Raw genomic sequence first — 19,359 nt, forward strand, 5'->3', positions numbered from 1 at the left:
AGAAGATGAAAATTAGAACTGTTCTATTGAGCTTAATGTTATTCGCGAATTCTTCGTGGGCGATTACCGAGTTTAAGATCGATAAAGACTCTAGCATGGTTGAGTTTCTGGCTATCGGGAAGCCTAGTGCCTTGAAAATTAGAGGGACTAATGGGAAACCCGAAGGAAAATTAATTGTAAACGGATCTCAATTCGACGGCGAGATTACTCTGGATCTTTCACAGCTTGAAACCGGCATGGGTCTTCGCGATAAGCATATGAAAGATAAGTACTTAGAAATTGAGAAGCCTGAGTTCAAAGTTTCTAAATTAAAGATCGAAAGTCTCCAGGTAGATCAGAAGTTCTGGCAGAATCCTACTAAACAGAAGACAAATTTTAAAGGTCGCATGAAACTTCATGGTGTTGAAAAAGTAGTGGCGGGTGACGTTGAGTTTACTGAAGCTTCGAAAGAAAGTCTTGCGGGACTTGCTCGATTTACTCTTCAATTGCCAGAGTATGGAATCGCTATTCCGTCATTTTCTGGAATTACTGTCGCTGAGAAAGTGGATGTAGAGGTCAACTTCAAAGGCAAATTGGTGAGTCAATAGAAGATGAATATTGTAGCTTGGGGCGTTGTTTTAGGTGCCATTTTATTCTCACAAAGTAGTTTTTCGTACCCTGACTTATCCAGGCATGGTTATACGAATTGCACGGCTTGCCACTTGAGTCCATCGGGTGGAGGACTCCTAACTTCCTATGGGCGTGAACTCTCTAAAGAGGTTCTTAGTACCTGGGGAAAAGACGGCGAGCAGTACTTTGCATATGGAAAAATAAGCCACGATGAGAATGTTCTTTTAGGAGCTTATATTCGAGGATTACAGGCCTATCGCGAAGATGAAAATAAGAAGGATGCGCGTTTCATTCTCATGCAGGCCGATATTGAGGCTGGGTACAATTCCTTGAAATGGGCAGTGGCAGCTTCGTTAGGGCGTCAAGAGATTCGCTCTGGACAAAGTTCAGAGGGGCGGTTGGTGAGTCGTCGCTTTTATTTGTTTTATAGGCCCGATGAGAAATGGAATCTAAGAGTAGGGAAGTTTTTGCATTTCTACGGACTCAACGATCCGAATCACTACATGTATGTCAGAAAAGATCTTAACTTTGGTTTTGATACTGAAACCTACAATGTCGAAGCGTCATTTCTTGGAGATCGCTGGAATTTTTACTTCACTTATTCAGATGGAAATCTTACTCGCGACAAATACGCTATGCTGAAAGAGCAAGGCGGGACTGCATCGCTGAGTTATTTCTTCTTAGATAAGGAAAAAGTTGGTCTCAGTTTATACCATGGTGAGGACGAGACGAATCGTAGATGGGTTTTTGGTCCGTCGGCAATTTTATCTTTTTCTTCAAAATGGTTTTTGCTTGCTGAATTCGACTGGCAGTCAAAAGATTTAAAATCTACTCAAAGTAATCAACAAGGTTATGTCACCAGCAGTAGACTGAATTACGAATGGATTCAGGGGCTAATAGGATTTATTTCTTACGACAAAAAGTTTTTGAACCAAGTTGATGCTAATACCGAGCAACAATCTTATGGATTAGGAATGCAGTTTTTTCCACGACCGCATCTTGAAGCCATTGCGACTTGGCAAAAAGAAGAGGTCATCGCTACAAGAGCGAAGTCCGATCTTGTATGGTTACTGTTGCACTTCTATTTATGAGGGATTTTTATGAAAAATGATCGAGCTCACGAAAATCACGGTTTAAATGAACATTCTCATCAAGAGCATCATATATCAAAAAATACAATTTCTGAAATTAGTTCTAAAGACATTGTCTACACTTGTCCGATGCATCCGCAAGTAAGGCAAAAAGGCCCAGGCAATTGTCCAATTTGCGGGATGACATTAGAGCCACTGGAAATATCTCTTCATGAGTTGGATGGAGATAGTGAGCTAAAGCAAATGACTCAAAGATTTTTTGCAAGCGCAGTTCTGGTTTTGCCACTTTTATTTATCACGATGGGTGGACGCCATTTAATCGAGAGTGCCCGATCTTTGCGAGCCTTGGATTGGATTGAACTTGCGATTGCGACTCCAATAGTTTTGTGGGGAGGGTGGCCGTTTTTTAAAAAATTCTGGCAATCACTTCGCAACAGAAGTCCCAATATGTTCACACTGATCGGCTTGGGAGTGGGGGTTGCATATATTTACAGTTTGGTAGCTGTCTTCTTTCCGCATATTTTTCCTGAGAGTTTTAGAGGGCATTCGGGAAGTGTAGCCCTTTACTTCGAACCCGCTGCCGTCATTGTAGTCTTGGTGCTGCTAGGCCAAGTTCTTGAGTTGAGAGCTCGGTCGCAAACGGGGGCCGCAATCAAGTCTCTTCTTAGTCTAGCGCCTAAGACTGCGCGAAAAATATTTTCGGATAGTTCCGAAAGGGATGTTCAGATTGAAGAAATTCAAGTCGGAGATTCTCTTCGAGTCCGGCCGGGAGAAAAGGTTCCAATTGATGGCGTAGTAATCGAGGGAACTTCCTCTATTGATGAAGCAATGGTCACAGGCGAGCCAGTCCCCGTCGAAAAGAGCATCGGCCAAAAAGTAATCGGTGCAACGATTAATGGAACTGGAAGCTTAATCATCAAAGCGGAAAAAGTTGGAAAAGATACCTTGCTTTCGCAGATCGTAAGAATGGTGTCTGAAGCACAGAGAAGCCGAGCGCCAATACAAAAGCTAGCTGATCAAGTATCAGGATATTTCGTACCTGCAGTTGTCGGCATAGCGGTATTAGCTTCTATTATTTGGGGTGTATGGGGGCCAGAACCGCGTATGGCTTATGCTATCATTAATGCGGTGGCTGTTTTGATTATCGCTTGCCCTTGTGCCTTGGGGCTTGCAACCCCCATGTCCATAATGGTGGCGACGGGCAAGTCAGCAACTTTAGGCGTGTTGTTTAAGGATGCGGAAGCCATCGAACAATTGCGTAAAGTGAACACCTTAGTTGTCGATAAGACAGGAACATTGACGCTTGGAAAGCCTAAACTAACTTCGGTAAGAACCGTTTCTGAAATAAGCGAAAATGAAATTATTCAAATCGCAGCGTCTTTAGAAAAAGGCAGTGAGCATCCATTGGCCTCAGCGATCGTACAAGGAGCAGTCGATAGGAAAGCATCTTTAATTTCCACAGAAAGCTTTGAGTCAATTACGGGTCAAGGTGTTTCGGGTCGGCTGAGCGGCAAAAAATACTATCTTGGAAATTTGAAACTGGTGTCGAAGATAAATCAGAATTTGCAGAGAGCTAGAGAGGTGGCCGATGAGTTGCGCCTTGATGGTCAGACTGCGATGTTTTTGGCGGACGAAACTAGGCTCTTGGGATTAATTGGAGTCTCTGATCCCATTAAAGAATCAACTCCAGAAGCACTTAAGGCGCTAAATGAAAGTGGAATTGAAGTTATAATGGTGACTGGAGATGCACTGAAGACTGCCGAAGTGGTTGGCCATAAGCTGGGAATCAGTAATATTAAGGCAGAGGTATTACCAGATCAGAAATCTCAAATTATTAAGCAACTTCAGGATGAAGGAAAGACAGTGGCGATGGCAGGCGACGGTGTTAACGATGCACCGGCTCTGGCACTTGCTCATGTGGGTATAGCAATGGGTACAGGAACTGATGTAGCTATGCATAGTTCCTCTGTCACATTGGTGAAGGGGGATTTACGGGGAATTCTCAAGGCTCGCAAGGTCAGCGAAATTACGATGAGAAACATTAAGCAAAATCTTTTCTTCGCATTTATCTATAATGCGTTAGGTATCCCGGTAGCTGCTGGTATTTTGTATCCGTCTTTTGGAATTTTATTAAGTCCTTTGTTTGCGGCAGCAGCAATGAGTCTAAGTTCCGTGTCTGTTATTGGAAATTCGTTAAGACTAAAGAGCTCAACAATTTAAGCATGAGTATCAGCATTGGGTGTTTGTTATCACTTGGCACTTTTAAATATTTACAGGTTATGTCGCTGAATTTAAATATATTGCTAAATTAGTAGCTCGAATTGGGGAAACGTGTGCTTGAATACAAATCGTTTTTCTTTTTGTTAGCAGTTCAATTAATTTCTATCTCAGCATCTTCTCAAGAGACCTACAAGGGTCCTAGTCAATGTGGCGATATGGAAGTGTGGGATTATAGTACGGGGATGTGCTCACCTAGAGCCATGTCTGAAATGCCTATGAGCATGGTCATGCTTCATGGGAACGCTTTTTTTGTGCAAACTTATGAAGAACGTCCTCGTGGGCGTGATGCGTTTTCGATTCCCAATATGCTTATGTTTGATGTCGGCAAGTCCGTGAAAAATCATTATTTCAATGTAGATGTCATGGCCACTGTAGAAAAATGGACGTACCCCAAAGACGGGTATCCTGAACTTTTGCAGATTGGCGAAAAGAATGAGGATGACGAGCCCTACATAGATGCTCAGCATCCGCACAGTTCTCCAATAATGGGTTTAACATTGAGTGATACTATTTCACTCGGTGACGACAGAGATTATTTAAAAATATTTTTTGCACCGAGAGGACAATCAACGGATGGCCCCGTGGCTTTTATGCATCGGGTGACAGGTATGGTAAACCCAGATGCCCCTTTAGGGCATCATATTGGTCAGGATGTTGGGCATATTACTAGTACGGTATTAGGAGTATCGTGGGCCGTGGGCAGGGCAACAATTGAGGCTTCAGCATTTAATGGTACAGAACCGCACCCTACGGCTGTTGATCTGCCTTTGGGGCCCTTAAATTCTTATGCGGGCCGCTTCATATACCGAACTAGCGATAGAAGTTATCTTATGGGTTCCGCTGCTTACGTTAAAGAACCTGAGCCAGATGAGCCAACGCTCGATCATATATGGAGATACTCCGCGTCCTTTTATAATGAACATGTTATTAATGAGGGCTGGCGCTTCTATAATACCTTTATCTACGGACTCGTGAATTTCTATGACAATACTGGGGCTTTAAATTCTTTCTCAGAAGAATTTTTGTTCACGAGCAATTGGCACAACATTTGGGGGCGAATTGAATATCTTCAGCGCACTTCAAGTGAATTGGATATATTAAGCGCAACTCCATTTGAGCCTCACTGGGTAACGGCTTTAACGGTGGGTTACACTTATAACTTACTAAAATGGAAAGACGGGAAATTCGGCCTGGGAGCATCTCTTACAAAAGATTTTTTACCAACAGATTTTAGGGATTCCTATGGTGGCGATCCTTTAAGTGGCAAAATATTTTTACAACTCGAGGGAATGAAAATGTGGAATTTTTCTTCTGCTCGTTCAGAAATGCCTAAAATGAATGAACACTCTCATTAGGCATCGCTAAGGATCACCTTTTTTGATGGCAGTGTAAGAGCTGAGAGCGATTCATGACAGAATGGCTCCCAGCGAATAATTTAGGCGATCTAGAGTTTTTCAATGATGGGGTATCCGGCCTCTTCAAGAGCACTTTCGAGGCTAATAAAGTCTATAACCGATTGAAGCTTGATCGTCTGAGCTGGAAGGTTAATTTCTGGATCTGCCTTTGGGTCAACAGACTGAATGGCCTTTCTTACGCTATTTACGCAATTTTTACATGTCATGCCTTGGACTTTAAATTCATACACGCGAGCCTCCTTTTAATTGAGCTTCAGTGGCTGTAGGATCAACCCTCCCAACGTTGGAAGGTCAACGCTTTCTTATTGTCTTAGATTGAGAATTGCATCTTGACCTTCCAATGGTTGGAAGGACTAGTCTATTTTAGAATCAAACTAGGAGCAAAAACATGGATTCGACAAGTCTAACCCAAATTATTTCAAATCCTCAATTGCGAGAAGAAGAGTTCGATATCGACGGGATGACATGTGCTTCTTGTGTAAGGCATGTTGAGAAAGCTTTAGGTAACGTTACTGGAGTAAATAAGGCGGAAGTGAATTTGGCCACAGAAAGAGCTCGTGTCACTTTTGCTGAAAGTGTTTCTGTTGAAGCTATGATTGAGGCGATAAATAACGCCGGCTATAAAGCTACTCGACGTTTAGAGGAGAACAGCCATTCTCAAGAAAATGAAGAAAAAGAAAAAAATATTAAGAGAGATTTCAATAAAGTATTTATCGCAGCGTTGCTTTCAGCACCTTTAGTCGCTCCTATGCTTTTGGAGACTTTTGGAATTCAATACATGCTGCCAAGTTGGGCGCAGTTGTTGTTGTCGCTACCTGTTCAATTCTGGTTAGGTGCTCGTTTCTATAAAGCTGCTTGGAATGCACTAAAAGCGAAAACTGGAAATATGGATTTGCTAGTCGCACTTGGAACCTCCGCGGCCTTTGGGTTGAGTCTTTATAATATGTATGTATATGGGAATCATGCTGGACATGCGGGAGTTGGGCATCTCTATTTTGAGGGAGCTTCAATTATAATTACTCTTGTGCTTCTGGGGAAATATCTTGAAGCGCGAGCTAAACAACAAACTTCCTTAGCAATAAAAGCATTGCAAGCCTTAAAGCCTGAGGTTGCTAGAGTTCGAAGACACGGTCAAGAAATGGAAATTTCGATGGCGCACGTTCAGCTAGGAGATGAGGTTATCGTCAGACCTGGAGAGAAAATTCCGGTTGATGGCGTTGTGATTGAAGGATCAAGTCAGGTAGATGAGAGCTTGATTACCGGAGAAAGTCTTCCAGTGATAAAAACGGTGAATAATAAAGTAACTGGTGGCGCCATTAACGCTGAAGGCCTACTTATTGTTCGCACGACAGTTCTTGGAGCTGAGACAACTTTAGCAAGAATCATTCGGTTAGTGGAAAGTGCACAAGCGGGAAAGGCACCGATTCAGCGTCTTGTCGATAAAGTGAGTGCGGTATTTGTTCATGTGGTTATTGTTATTGCCCTCTTAGCTATTTTTCTATGGGGAATTTTCACGGGTAGTTGGGAACAGGCCATTGTTAACGGCGTTTCAGTCCTCGTTATTGCATGTCCATGTGCTTTAGGTTTGGCTACTCCTACATCCATAATGGTAGGGACAGGATTGGCAGCGAAGTTTGGTATTTTAATTAAGGATGCAGAGGCGCTGGAAATTGCACACTCAATCACAACAATCGCTTTTGATAAGACTGGAACACTTACGGAGGGTCGACCTCGTATATCGGCACTGTATTCTTTAGAGCATTCTGAGAGTGATTTTTTAAAACTCGTTGCAAGTATTCAAAATGGAAGTGAGCATCCTTTAGCAAAGGCCATTGTTATTGAAGCCTCTGAAAGAGGCTTAGAATTGGGGAATGCTAAAGATGTTAAATCCCTTCCTGGTCGAGGTGTTGAAGGGACAATTCAGGGTGAGAAGTTTTATATAGGAACTGAAAAACTCATGCAGGAAAATGGGTTTGATATTTCCGATGTGGAAAACAAAGTTCATCTTTTAAAAGCCAATGGTGCGACCGTTTCTTTTGTTGCAAAGGAGTTTTTGCCTAAAGTGATTGGATATATCGCGTTCGAAGACAAGGTAAAGGCCTCATCGAAAGAGGCGATCCAAAAGATTCACGATCTTGGAATTCGGACGGTCATGTTGACTGGTGATAATTGGGGGGCTGCTCAAAAGATTGCGAGGTATTTGAATATCGATGAGGTCAAGGCTGAAGTTCTTCCGAGCGACAAGTCACATATTATCGAAGAATTAAAATCTAATGGTGGTTTTGTTGCAATGGTAGGGGATGGCATCAACGATGCTCCAGCATTGGCTGCTGCTCATGTAGGCATGGCTATGTCCACGGGAACAGATGTAGCAATGCATTCAGCTGGAATCACGCTGATGCGGGGAAATCCTCTATTAATTCCTGATGCAATTAGCATATCTAGAAGAACTTATAGAAAAATTAAGCAAAATCTCTTTTGGGCCTTTATTTATAACTTGGTAGGAATACCCCTTGCTGCATTGGGACTTTTGAATCCAGTTATTGCTGGGGCTGCAATGGCATTCAGTAGTGTCAGTGTTATTGCCAATGCTCTTCTGTTAAAGACTTGGCAGCCTGAAAGTGCAAAAAATTTAACTGTATCTATGAGCAACAATCAGAACGAGTATCCCTTTGAGAATTTAGGGCCAGAGAAAAGCTACGAGTAGCTACTCTAAGTTTTTAAGGATAGTTTTCTTTCCTTCCATTCATTGGAAGGTTTATAGTAAGATTGAAAAGAGGCTTTATGAATATCGGTGAACTTTCTAAATCATCTGGAGTAAATGCCAAACTGATTCGGCACTATGAGTCTATAGGACTAATTCCAAAAGCAGCAAGATCCGAGTCTGGGTATAGAAAATATGGCGAGACAGATGTACATATTTTGAAGTTTATTAAAAGAGGTCGTAGTTTGGGGTTCTCCATGAAGGAAATCAAAAAACTGATCAGCCTATGGCGGAATCGATCGCGCGCGAGTTCCGAAGTTAAGGCCCTGGCTGTTGCTCATGTAAAAGAGTTAGAAGAGAAAATTAGCGAACTTCAGGGAATGGTTGATACCTTGAAGCATCTTGCTAGAACTTGCCACGGGGATCATCGTCCAGACTGCCCCATCATTGAGGATCTTGAGAAGTAGGTTGGTTGGGACTGAATATGACTACCTGAAGTATTCGTATTCGGGGATGAGCTGCAGAAACTCTAAAGATATTTGCCTATCCCGTACGTTAATTAATCTATACAAATTTATTTTTTGGTAACGCTTACCCAAGATTTAGATTTTCGGGAACTCGTAAGAGCATTTAAGTATTCTGGTTCTACTTCAGATATTGGAATTGTTTGAGACATTGTTGAATTTTCATCGTATGCCTTGTAGAGAAACGTAACGGACTCATCGTTCATTGCAAGAGTTTTCACGATATCTATCGCCATCATATTTGTCGGACGAGGTCCAACACCACCGCCACCAACGCCAGCAATTGTACTAATAGGAAGCAAAAGTAATGCAAAAATCATTAGTTTATTCATTAGTTCTGCTCCTTTCTGAAGTATGGCTCAATTGTTAAAGTGTCCATGAAACCGCTTACGATCAATGGAACTTCACCTGGATTATTTTGGATGACCTCCCCCATGTCTGCAAGGAATTTCTCGTAGACATCCATAGCTAGGCCATATCCTTTTTTACTTACAGATTCTGACATTAGGGCGAAGCCATTGAAATCGTGATCAAGTTTGAAAAACATCTTCGTTAGATCTGGAAGATGCTTTCTGATGAGCTCTTTGGATGGACGAACATCTGTTACTAGAGCCGTAATGATACCATCGGCTTCAATTTTCAGGAAGCCGTCTGACACGAGTGAATCAAGTGCCATTTCTCCCATCAATCCAAGCAAGCGAGTGATTTCATTTTTGTGAATTCTAGTACGATTCGCAGACATCAAGTAAACAACAAAAGGCAGATACTCATCAATGCTCTTTTCTTTTTCGAGCAAAGGAGTGCAGCTATCAATGTACGTTGCTTTTTCAAGGAACGAATAGTTGTGAAGTAGAAATCTTTGAATGCCATTTGAAGATTCAAAATGTGTCTTCAAATCTTCAATAGAAGACTTTTGTGAAACAGCCATCAGAATCTTAAGCATATTATCTGGAAGTGGCGAACGGTCGTCGTTGCACAGTCTGCGCACGCACGACTCACTAACTCCAGCGGCACGCGCTAAAGCAGTAACACTACGACTCTCTTTTGCTGATAGCCAAGTGTCGATCTGACCCTTAACTTCAGTTACCAAGTTCGTACGATCCAAATAACCCCCAGGAATAGTGTCGAAATAGCCCTTCCGATGACACATATCAATAGAATTCGTCGTCGTGACGACGGATTTCCATCAAAAATCTGTTTATTTGCTTATGGCGGAATCTTTACGCTCCGCTTAATCGTCGCGGCGACGTATCTTTAATCTCCCGAAGTTCTTGGTTTATTTAAGGCTGAAATGTCCATACCACTAGGCTCACAAGGCAGGCGCATTCCGCGCCAGTTCCAAAAACTGAACTGATCGAATGGATGTTGAAAATGAGATTTTTCAGCAACGGCACTGTATTGCCTGAGATCCGCAAACACTAAGGAGGTTAAGAAAAATAAAAAATCAAATACTGATCATCAATCGAGTCGCGTGATTGAGAAGAGATCGTTCATGCGGTTGCTGGAGAGTTTTAAAAAATCGGGGAATTTCGTCACAGGTCTTTTTGCAATCCAAAAAGATATGACGAGAGAGGAGTGGGAGAAAATGGAGAGCAAAAAAGTAATTAATAAACACAAAGATCAAATCTACTGGGATGGGAAATATTAATGTCGCGGACTTTCAAGGACAAACGAGAAGTCAAAGTGAAGAGGAAGAAGTTCAAGCAAATGCTTTGGACGAAGAAGTTCGAGATCAACAAACTCGAGGGCGATGATGAAGAAAATGAAGAGTTGGATTTTTGTCCTGAGTGCAACTTCCCAACAGATTTTGAAGCAGGACTTCTTACTTGTTCCAAGTGCGGCTGGGGGAATTTTTATCCTGCCAACGGATTGGAAGAAGATTTTGAACCATTAGAATATCCAATGGCGGCATAAAGAGGAGGTATCAGTGACTTTTAATCAGAACGTTATTCCTTTAAAGAAGCTCGATAAATTTGCCCTCTGTCGGGGAACTATGGGGCCAGATGATGAACTCATCGAGTACGAGCAAGTAGGCGTTGCTTATCTAAAGCCGGGCTCCAAAACATTCCGAATTAAGCTTTGGATGTTCCCGAATGAACAATATTTCCTTTCTCCTTCTAACGATAAATCCACGGCTTACAAAATCTTGTCTTTGGAAGAATTTGAATCGCAATTGAAAGAGAAGAAGGCTTCTTGGCAATGCATTGGGAAAGGGGATTTCGTCGGATTGCATATCAGGATGAAGTTCAATCTTTTGTCTGAAGAGGTTTTTCTGTGTCTTTTCCCTGATGAGAAGCAAGCAGAGGAGTTTTATGCTGCAAGCTAGGAGCTTCAAGAAAATCGACTTGGCGAAAGTAGCTTTAGTTATCTTACTTCTCATGTTGAGCATCTTGATGATTCCTATTGTTGCGCAAGCAAGTGTTGAATCCTCGCTCATGGGAGTTCAGACAAAACTTACGAGGGTAATCCTGCCTGTTCTTTCCGTAATTGGAATTGCTCTTGCCGGCCTTTCCTTTATTACCGGCCACGAGAACGCTAAGAAGCATATTATCTATGCGATCATAGGAACTGCCATTGGATTTGGGGCCCAGTCTATTGCAGACATGATTTCCCAAACGGTCAGGTAGCTATGAGTAATAACGATGAATTACTTACTTCAAATGTGCCGCGAACCCTCGAAACAAAAAGCAAAATTATGGGATTTGAATTGTCTGATGTGCTGATTCTGCTTCTGAATCTTTCGATTCAAAATCTGATTTTCGGGAGCACTCCGGTCAAGATTCCAATGGTCTTTGGAACGAGTGCTGTTATTGGGCTTATGCTTTTCTTTTTTAAGAAAGGAAAGCCTGAAAACCATATTCAACACTATTTTGAGCATTTGCTTGCTCCAACTGTACGCTCGGCGAATGCGACCGATGAAACCTATCGTATCAAGAAGGGGGAATTCAATGAGTAGCAGCGCTTTATGTGAGTCGCTTCCATATTGGGAGTTTGAATCTGGTTCAAACCCTCATCTTTTACTTTGGGATGGATCGCTATCAAGTGGAATCGAAATCGTTCCAAAAGATATTGGCTGTCTTGATGCTCCTGCCATTAATCAAATCACTTTGAATCTAAGGACGTTGGTTAATTCTTTGCCGGAGAAGATGACGGCCCAAGTTTGTGTAAAGGTAGAGACTGAATTCGGTGATGTTCTGGAGAGACACTCGAATCTAAGAATTACGGATAATGAGTTCTTAAAGGCTTTGGATGATGATCGCATTAGTGAGTTAAGTGGCCAAGTTCAGCGAGAGGAAGTTTATCGCCCGAGGGTGTATTTTTTCCTGAAAACCGAGTCGCCGGAAAAGCCATCTACACTCTCACTGAAGAAAACAAAGAAGTTTGCTGTGACGTACGGAAATGACATTTCGTCAGCGATTCAAAGCTTAATGCAGGCTTTGCAGAATGCTCAATCAATTTTGGGTTCAGCGGGCTTCCAGAGCAAAGTTCTATTTCGTGAACAAATGATTTCACTTGCATACAAACACTTAAATCCAAAAAGGGCGCAAGAAATTGATGCTCCGACAATTGCGGCAAGACCCGAGTCGCTGGAGAACGAGTCCCCGAGAAATCAATTGGTCTTCGGCGATTTGATACTTAATCAAGAGGACTTTGTTTTAGATCGAACTGTTACAAGAGTTTTGTCGCTCAAAACTCTCCCGGAATCAACATTTGCGGGGATGATGAGCCTCTTTGCAAATGTAGCATTCAAATATGAAATGATCTTTTCTTTCTATATTCCAGATCAGGCATCTGAGATGAAAGGCTTGGAGCAGAAGCGGCGTATGGCTCACTCGCTTACTACGAATAACCATGGTCGCGTGAGTGATTTGGAAGGGGAGTCGCGTCTTGCGCAGACTACTGATTTGATTAGGGAGATTATTGATACTGGTCAAAGAGTGTTTGTCGGTGAACTGCTATTAATACTTCGTGAGGAAAACACCGCCCAGGGGAACAAAAGAATTAATCTTCGCAGCAAAGAAATCCTGTCTTGCTTCAGGAAGCTCAGTGGAGCAGAGGGAATTCAAGAAACTGTTGGAGCCTGGAAGATATTCTCGAGTGAGCTTATGGGAAGCCCAATGGAGCTTGTTCGTGGCAAAAAGATGAAGTCAAACAACTTGGCTGACTTTCTTCCCCTGTATGGCAGTGATGTTGGGGATGACCGACCATTGGTGCTGACTCATACGCGGTCGGGTTCTCTTTATGCGCTAGATTCGTATGATTCTAAACTAAATAACTACAACTCGTTAGTGACCGGTTCTAGCGGCGCGGGAAAGAGTTTTACCAACAATTTTTTCATGCTTCAGCAAATAGCTCGAGGAGTAAAGCTTTTCGTTATTGACGTTGGTGGAAGTTATAAAAAGCTAACGAATATTATGAAGGGTCAATACTTTGAAATCAATTTGACTGCTGAGTACGCTCTTAATCCCTTTCAGCTTCAGAACCCTGGAGACAAAGTTTCTTCGGAACGTATTAAGGCTCTAGTTAATATCATAGAGCAAATGATCGTAGATGAAGGGGAGAAGCTTCTGCGTTTTGATCGGGTCTTGATTGAGGAGGCATTGGCGGCTGTATTCGAGGATATTCGTACTAAGACTCCTCAGAGATCGCCACAGATTTCTGACTTCGCCAGACACTGTGAGAAGTCCAAGGAAGAGACTCTTAAGCGTGTTGGAAAGCTCTTGTATCCTTGGATTGGAAACAGTGCCTACGGCAAGCTCATTGATTGTCAGGGGCAGATCAATGCTGATAGTCCTGTCGTTGCATTCGATTTGAAGGGGCTTGCGCAGTATCCTGATCTTCAGTCGGTCGTAACTTTGATTCTCACTGGATTCATTTTGGATCAGGTGGAATTGAATAAGGACGTACCGAAGCGGGTTCTGCTTGATGAGGCTTGGTCATTCCTTCAGAGCAAAGCTGCGAGTACGTTCATGGAGTATGCAGCGAGAGCTCTCAGGAAGACTGGCTCAGGAATCACGTTTATTACTCAGGGAGTTGAAGAAATCGTAGAAAGTGCGATTGGTTCGGCGATCTTGAATAACACGGCGACGAAGATGATTCTTCAGCAACAAGGTGACACAAAGATATTGAAAGAAGCCCTGCGCTTAAACTCTCAAGAGGTTCGATTAATTGAAAGTTTAGATCGTAGGAAAGGCGCCTTTAGCGATGTTTTTGTGATGAATGGAGACTCAAGGCAAGTGCTGCGAATCCAACCATCACCAGTGGAATACTGGATTTCAACGAGTGATGCTTCTGACAACTGCTACCTGCAAGGAATTATAGATAGTGGCGTGTCGCTTGAAGAAGCAATTCTGAAAGCTGCGAAAGATGCACCTTTCGGAGTTGATTCACCGGCGACGAAGGTGGCTGCGTGAGGAAGAGGGTTTTTGCGTTGCTAGTGTCGTCTATGATGCTGCTGGCACCAATGTCTGCGCGGGCCGATCTTTTTGGTGGGGATGTTGTCGTCCTAACACAAATCTTGGTTCAAACCATTCAAACGGTTATTCAGTTGAAGTCCATCCTTTCAAATGGGCAGGATACTTTGAATTTAATGAGGGATTTGAACTCTGGAGTACGATCCGGCCTTGATGTCATTCGAATTATCAATCCGAAATTCAATCCTGGAGTCTATGGTGACTTGAACAACTCAGATTCGGTGTTGCGTGCGATACAAGAGGTCTATGGGGAAGTCCCTCGCGGAATGGACCAGGATCTCATGACTTCGCAGGATCAGAGTGTTGCCGAGACTATCTCCATGAATAGAAGGCTTTATGACTATGCCGATGAAGTTGATCGAGAGCGTGATCGGATACTATATCATTCACAAGTTGTTAGCCCTCAAGGCGCAGGAAAACTTCAGAATCAGGCTCTGGGAGTGTTGATTGGCGTGACGACGCAACTCCTGCGCACTCAAAGCCAGATGTTAAAGCTTCTTGCTCAAAACATGGCTATGGAAAATCGCAGAGAGAAGATTCAGACGAAAGGGTTTCAAGAAAACTATCGAGACCTGTCTGATGGCCTCAAGAAACTTCCGATGGAAACTACTCTGCCACGTCTTCAAGGTGGTGGTCAGTGATGCCCAATATGGATGTACTTGGTTCTTTGATTCGGGATTTGCATCACATGCTTGCGAATCTCTTCTATATAGCACTGCCAGTTGCGATATTGCTGTCTGTTTGCATCAGCTTCGTAAAAGGTGGAAGCCCTGATTATATGGATATAGTTCGAAGAGCATTGATAGCGACACTTCTACTTGTTTCATTTCCAGAGGTTTCAGGCTGGATTCTGGATATTTGTGATGGGCTGGCGGGAAAGATTGATTCAATGGCTGGATTAGATGCTTTCATGAAGATGGCGGAGGAGAAATCGAGAAGCTATGCGGGTGCACAGAGTGTACTCCTACTGAAGTTTAACGATCTGTTTATCGCGGTTTTGAGTTTTGCTAGTTACGTGATCCTTTACGTCGCCAGATATTTGACGATTGCTCTGTATTACTTTTTTTGGGTGATGCTTTCGGTTCTCTCACCGATTCTGATCCTTTGTTACTTATTCCCTGCAACTGCGGGAATCACGAAGGGACTGTATCGTGGATTAATCGAAGTCGCCTCTTGGAAAATTATATGGGCCGTGCAGTCGGCTATGCTTGCGGCCTTGTCGGTCGGAAATATCTATAAGACTGAAGGATCGTATATCACTCTGACGGTTCTTAATTTTGTCATTGCAATTGGTCTGCTCTGTACGCCGATGCTCGTAAAATCAATTGTTGGTGAGGGCTTGCAAAGTGCAGCTTCGACAATGGGCACTGCTGCTGCGGCCGCCATGATCGCAATTCCAACTCGGGCTATCAAGGTTTCGACTACATCGAGGGAGGTTCTCTCAAACAGCTTTAAATACTTTTCATCTAAGAAATAAAAAAGGAGGTAGAAATTATGGAAACTAAATCACTGATTATTAAAAACTATCCGAAGATTGTGCAAGAGTTTGCACGGGAGAACTTCGATCTTAAAGTTCTCTCGGCGGCGCTGTTGGCAATTCTCTTCGTCATGTCAGGACTGATTGTATATTTCGTCAAGAGAGGCCCCGAGGTAATTGCACTTGATGCGACTGGGGCTATTGCTAAGCTCGAGTTGAAGATTACAGATGCGCAGATTGCTTCCGCAATTGAAGAGTATCTTTCATATCGCTACAAATGGACTCCAGACACTGTTGCTTTTCAGATGAAGAAAGCAGAGGTCTTTATTGATCCGAGCCTAATTCCTTCATTTCAAAAGGCAATGGTGGATGTTCAAAAGTTTGTTAAAGAGAAGAAGGTGAATCAACGAGTCTATCCGAGCGATGTCAAAGTCGACTTGAAGCTGATGAAAGTCACCGTATTGGCCGACCGAATTACCGAATTTGACAGTTTGAGTGCGGCAACAAAACTGAAGGTAGTTTTTGATTTTTCGTCGGGAGAACGAACAAGTCTGAATCCTTGGGGGATTTATATTCGTAAGGAAACTGAAGGAGAAATCCGTTGAGGGTTGCTATCCTAATTCATGTGGCGGCTATTTTCCTGACGTGTCATTCGTTCGCAAACATCAAAACTTTGACACCAAAGACTGATGAAATTGTTGATATCAAAACTGCTCTTGGCATCGCAACTATCGTGCAAATGCCTGAAACTGTTCAGTCTGCTATTTCGGGAGACCTATCGGCGTATCGCATCGAATATTTAGATCAAGCTGTAACGATTAAGCCGTTGCGTGGAAGCGCAAAGACGAATTTGTACCTATTTACGAAATCTCGTAGGTACATACTTCGTCTTGCCGTGGTTCCTCAAAACTTGGCTAACTACGTTGTATATATCAAGAACAGAGACTCTGGGATGATCCTACGTTGGATAAGCAATGGGAAGACTGCCTCAACTCCTGACCTGTCATTGAAGCTTTTGAGGACCTCCACTACATCAGACGGCTTCGTGCTTTTGGATGCTGAGGTAACCGCGAAGACTTCACAAACTCTAATGCCGGGAAACTTTTGGATTTGGCAAGGAAAGGACTCGAAGCCAATGCAAAGTCTTTTTCTTTCGCGCAAGGAGTTGCGAAAAGACCAACGAGCTATGATTGGCATTTCAATTAGAAAGGCCGATCTCAAGAATCAACCTGTCATATTGGAACTTCAAAGTCCTTCTAAGAGCCTCAAAATTGAGATTCCAAAAGAGGCCCTATGGAATTAATGGCTAAGCTAAAGGGGATATTCGTCCGGAAGGGTAGCTTTAGTTCAAAGATTGAATTGAAACTGTCTTCATTCAAGTGGTTGGGGATTGTGGGTTTGGCGGTATTTGTAGTAGTCGTTTTGTTAATGCCTAACGAGCTCCCGGTAGAGTTCTCTGAGAAGATCGAGCCATCAATCGAACCGGGAATTGAAAGCTCCCGAAATACCCAGGCCAAATTTGATTCGAAACAACTCTGGTCAGCCCCAAAGAGAGAAAGCTTTGGAGCAGGAGGCGACAGCAGACAAATTGACTATAATACGGCAATGATCATTGGATCGGGAGGAAATGCGAAATCGAGACTTCATCCTGGAGTGAGATTGCCTCTGCGGATTTTAGATAAGGTCGTCGTGTCGCAAGAATCAGTTCCAGTTCTTGCAGAGCTTCTTATGGATAGTGAGACGGAATCTGGCTTAAAGCTTCAAGCAGGGACGAAGTTCTATGGAGAGGCCACTTTTATGAAGGGAAGTGATCGGGCCTTAATCCAATTTAAACAAATCGCTCTCTTAAATGGACAGTTGAAGCCCATCAATGCCAGAGCACTCGGAAAAGATGGCCAGGCCGGACTACAAGGGAGAGTCTATTCTGATGGAGCTAAAAATACAGCGGGGCAAGTAATTACATCTTTCGTGGGAGGGCTTGCGGCTGGGAGTGTACAGACAGATATTTTTGGTAGATCTCAGGGCGGCATCGGAAATGGGGTTCTGACTGCTGTAGCTGAAACTGCCAGAGGTAAGGCTCAATCTTATGGAGAGAACCTAAAAGCAGAGCGTGAGTGGATTGAGCTTCAGCCGAACTCTGAATGTGATGCTCAATTGTCCGAGGCAATGGATCTACAGTCAGGATCGTCAATTGAATAATAACGATAGCAAAGAGCTATTCGGGATCGTTATGTTGATTGTTCTGTTTGTTGTACTGGCGTTTCATAATTTGGCGCCACAAATACTGAGTGCCATTGTTAGACACCGATATATGACTGCCTCAGTCATATCGTTTGTGGTCATGTTATTTTTCGCAAAGTTTAGAACTGAGTTTGCAGAAAGGTCGAAGGCGAAGGAAATCAAAACTCGCCTTAATCGAGTAACTGCAAAGGATAGTATTTTCCTTGGGACATCGGTAGATCAGAATCCAGTCTACATTCCACTGACGGCAAGACGAATGCACACGCAGATTGTCGGAACGACAAATGCGGGAAAAACAGAGTCGGTGATTTTGCCCTGGGCAATTGATGACATTAAGAATGGCCGAGGACTTATTTTGATTGATGGGAAATCTGATAAGGGCTTGTTGGACAAATTATATGCCTATGCTGTGAAGTACAAGCGATCCAAAGACTTCAGGATGTTATCGCTAGTAAACCCGGAAACAAGCTCGAGTATTAATCCGCTGAAAGGTGGATCGGCTGATGAAGTGACTGAGCGGATCTTTGCTGCCTTCTCCTTTGAAGATGAATATTACAAAAATCTTCAGTACGAGGTCTTGAAGCAAACTCTATACTTGTTTGAGCGGGCTGGTGTCATTCCGACTTTCAATAAATTGATTCAGGCAATTACGAATCCATCAGTTCTTATGTCTTTGGCGAATTCGACGGACGACCCAGGTTTAACGGCCTGGGCGGATCGCTTTGTTGCTCTATCAAAAGAAGATCGGGAAAAAAGAACAAGTGGCCTAGTTAATCAGTTGGGGCATTTCACTTCGGGAGATACGGCGATTCTCTTTAACTCTGACATGCCACAGATCGACATAGAGCATGTAATGCGTGAAGGGCTTATCGTCTATTTCCAATTGCCCGTTTTGAAGACTCCGACGCTTGGAAAGGCAACAGCCAAGTTAATACTTCAATGTATCCAAAGTTCGGTATCAAGTCGGCATTTGGATGAAGATAAGAGCTTTCCATTTTTCGGAGTCTATCTGGATGACTTCACCGAGTACCTGATTCCGAGTTTTGTCAGTCTTCTGAACAAATCTAGAAGTGCCAATGTCGGAATCACTTTTGCGCATCAGGCTCAGGGGGACCTCGGCGCACTTGGTGAGGAGGTGAAGAACACGATCCAGACGAATTCAAACCTGAAAGTATTCATGCGAACCAATGAGCCCGAAACTGCGGAATATTTCTCAAGACTCATCGGGACCAAAGAGGGAACGAAGATGACTGAGAGAGCTAAGAAAGGATTGTTTGGAAATGAGAGGACTGGGGATGGGTCAGTACGTGATGTCGAAGAGTTCATTTATCACCCGAACACGTTCAAAAAAGAACTTGGAACGGGGGACGGAGTTATTGTCGTTCCATTTAATGATGGAGCATTTACAGAACGTCTGAAGTTTCAAATGCAACCCGATTTAAAAGCACAAAAGCTTCCTCGGATTGCGAAGGCGAAAGTGGAGTTCATTGAACTTAAAGGTTCCCAAAATAGATCTTCAATATTGGAGGCAAGCTGAAAGGAGG

20 protein-coding genes are annotated in these 19,359 nt (G+C 43.1%); 17 read left to right on the forward strand and 3 right to left on the reverse strand.

What is annotated here, in order from left to right:
• Nucleotides 1-5: 5 nt before the first annotated feature.
• The 4 genes from DOM22_RS05530 to DOM22_RS05545 all read left to right on the forward strand — a co-directional run bounded on the left by DOM22_RS05530 (nucleotide 6) and on the right by DOM22_RS05545 (nucleotide 5,335).
• Entirely contained in the window at nucleotides 6-587 is a 582-nt protein-coding gene (locus tag DOM22_RS05530) for a YceI family protein (protein WP_142699416.1), read from the forward strand.
• Between the two features lie 3 nt (nucleotides 588-590).
• Nucleotides 591-1,700: a hypothetical protein gene (locus DOM22_RS05535; protein WP_142699417.1), complete on the forward strand. Its 1,110-nt coding sequence runs from the start codon at nucleotides 591-593 to the stop codon at nucleotides 1,698-1,700.
• 9 nt (nucleotides 1,701-1,709) lie between these two features.
• Entirely contained in the window at nucleotides 1,710-3,920 is a 2,211-nt protein-coding gene (locus DOM22_RS05540; RefSeq protein WP_246845857.1) for a copper-translocating P-type ATPase, read from the forward strand.
• Between the two features lie 113 nt (nucleotides 3,921-4,033).
• Nucleotides 4,034-5,335, forward strand: coding sequence for a hypothetical protein (locus DOM22_RS05545; RefSeq protein WP_142699418.1), 1,302 nt, complete (start codon nucleotides 4,034-4,036; stop codon nucleotides 5,333-5,335).
• A gap of 89 nt (nucleotides 5,336-5,424) precedes the next feature.
• On the opposite strand, the gene DOM22_RS05550 is transcribed toward DOM22_RS05545, so the two are convergent.
• On the reverse strand, nucleotides 5,425-5,625 hold the full coding sequence (locus DOM22_RS05550) for a heavy-metal-associated domain-containing protein (RefSeq protein WP_142699419.1): 201 nt from the start codon (nucleotides 5,623-5,625) through the stop codon (nucleotides 5,425-5,427).
• Between the two features lie 158 nt (nucleotides 5,626-5,783).
• Between DOM22_RS05550 and DOM22_RS05555 the strand changes: the two genes are divergently transcribed.
• Together DOM22_RS05555 and cueR are read left to right on the forward strand one after the other, a co-directional pair.
• Nucleotides 5,784-8,102: a cation-translocating P-type ATPase gene (locus DOM22_RS05555; RefSeq protein WP_142699420.1), complete on the forward strand. Its 2,319-nt coding sequence runs from the start codon at nucleotides 5,784-5,786 to the stop codon at nucleotides 8,100-8,102.
• A gap of 77 nt (nucleotides 8,103-8,179) precedes the next feature.
• Nucleotides 8,180-8,566 (forward strand): Cu(I)-responsive transcriptional regulator, encoded by a 387-nt coding sequence (gene cueR, locus DOM22_RS05560; RefSeq protein ID WP_142699421.1) that lies wholly within the window; start codon nucleotides 8,180-8,182, stop codon nucleotides 8,564-8,566.
• 107 nt (nucleotides 8,567-8,673) lie between these two features.
• On the opposite strand, the gene DOM22_RS05565 is transcribed toward cueR, so the two are convergent.
• Together DOM22_RS05565 and DOM22_RS05570 are read right to left on the reverse strand one after the other, a co-directional pair.
• A complete protein-coding gene (locus DOM22_RS05565; protein ID WP_142699422.1) occupies nucleotides 8,674-8,955 on the reverse strand; it encodes a hypothetical protein in 282 nt (93 codons plus the stop codon).
• Entirely contained in the window at nucleotides 8,955-9,728 is a 774-nt protein-coding gene (locus DOM22_RS05570) for a hypothetical protein (protein WP_142699423.1), read from the reverse strand. Before DOM22_RS05570 ends, DOM22_RS05565 begins: the two co-directional genes overlap by 1 nt.
• A gap of 542 nt (nucleotides 9,729-10,270) precedes the next feature.
• Here DOM22_RS05570 and DOM22_RS05575 point away from each other — a divergent pair.
• From DOM22_RS05575 to DOM22_RS05625, 11 genes are read left to right on the forward strand one after another with little or no spacing between them, the layout of a single operon-like run.
• A complete protein-coding gene (locus DOM22_RS05575) occupies nucleotides 10,271-10,537 on the forward strand; it encodes a hypothetical protein (protein WP_142699424.1) in 267 nt (88 codons plus the stop codon).
• 13 nt (nucleotides 10,538-10,550) lie between these two features.
• A complete protein-coding gene (locus tag DOM22_RS05580) occupies nucleotides 10,551-10,949 on the forward strand; it encodes a hypothetical protein (RefSeq protein ID WP_088616678.1) in 399 nt (132 codons plus the stop codon).
• 19 nt (nucleotides 10,950-10,968) lie between these two features.
• Nucleotides 10,969-11,250: a TrbC/VirB2 family protein gene (locus tag DOM22_RS05585; protein ID WP_210415689.1), complete on the forward strand. Its 282-nt coding sequence runs from the start codon at nucleotides 10,969-10,971 to the stop codon at nucleotides 11,248-11,250.
• A gap of 2 nt (nucleotides 11,251-11,252) precedes the next feature.
• Nucleotides 11,253-11,579 carry a hypothetical protein gene (locus DOM22_RS05590; RefSeq protein WP_142699426.1) on the forward strand — a complete coding sequence of 109 codons (327 nt, stop codon included), beginning with the start codon at nucleotides 11,253-11,255 and terminating at the stop codon, nucleotides 11,577-11,579.
• Entirely contained in the window at nucleotides 11,572-14,037 is a 2,466-nt protein-coding gene (locus DOM22_RS05595; RefSeq protein WP_168196573.1) for a TraC family protein, read from the forward strand. Before DOM22_RS05590 ends, DOM22_RS05595 begins: the two co-directional genes overlap by 8 nt.
• A 23-nt stretch (nucleotides 14,038-14,060) precedes the next feature.
• Nucleotides 14,061-14,738 (forward strand): hypothetical protein, encoded by a 678-nt coding sequence (locus DOM22_RS05600; RefSeq protein WP_210415690.1) that lies wholly within the window; start codon nucleotides 14,061-14,063, stop codon nucleotides 14,736-14,738.
• 8 nt (nucleotides 14,739-14,746) lie between these two features.
• Nucleotides 14,747-15,574, forward strand: a complete 828-nt coding sequence (locus DOM22_RS05605; protein WP_142699429.1) for a hypothetical protein — start codon at nucleotides 14,747-14,749, stop codon at nucleotides 15,572-15,574.
• A gap of 17 nt (nucleotides 15,575-15,591) precedes the next feature.
• A complete protein-coding gene (locus tag DOM22_RS05610) occupies nucleotides 15,592-16,179 on the forward strand; it encodes a TraE/TraK family type IV conjugative transfer system protein (RefSeq protein WP_142699430.1) in 588 nt (195 codons plus the stop codon).
• The gene (locus tag DOM22_RS05615; RefSeq protein ID WP_142699431.1) at nucleotides 16,176-16,877 is read left to right on the forward strand and encodes a TrbG/VirB9 family P-type conjugative transfer protein; all 702 of its coding nucleotides are present in this window, start codon (nucleotides 16,176-16,178) and stop codon (nucleotides 16,875-16,877) included. The genes DOM22_RS05610 and DOM22_RS05615 overlap by 4 nt, the downstream gene beginning before the upstream one ends.
• Nucleotides 16,868-17,773: a TrbI/VirB10 family protein gene (locus tag DOM22_RS05620; protein ID WP_142699432.1), complete on the forward strand. Its 906-nt coding sequence runs from the start codon at nucleotides 16,868-16,870 to the stop codon at nucleotides 17,771-17,773. The genes DOM22_RS05615 and DOM22_RS05620 overlap by 10 nt, the downstream gene beginning before the upstream one ends.
• A complete protein-coding gene (locus tag DOM22_RS05625) occupies nucleotides 17,766-19,352 on the forward strand; it encodes a type IV secretory system conjugative DNA transfer family protein (protein WP_168196576.1) in 1,587 nt (528 codons plus the stop codon). Before DOM22_RS05620 ends, DOM22_RS05625 begins: the two co-directional genes overlap by 8 nt.
• The last annotated feature ends 7 nt before the right edge of the window (nucleotides 19,353-19,359 follow it).

Origin of the sequence: Bdellovibrio sp. ZAP7, from assembly GCF_006874645.1 — a bacterium.
Lineage (GTDB): Bacteria > Bdellovibrionota > Bdellovibrionia > Bdellovibrionales > Bdellovibrionaceae > Bdellovibrio.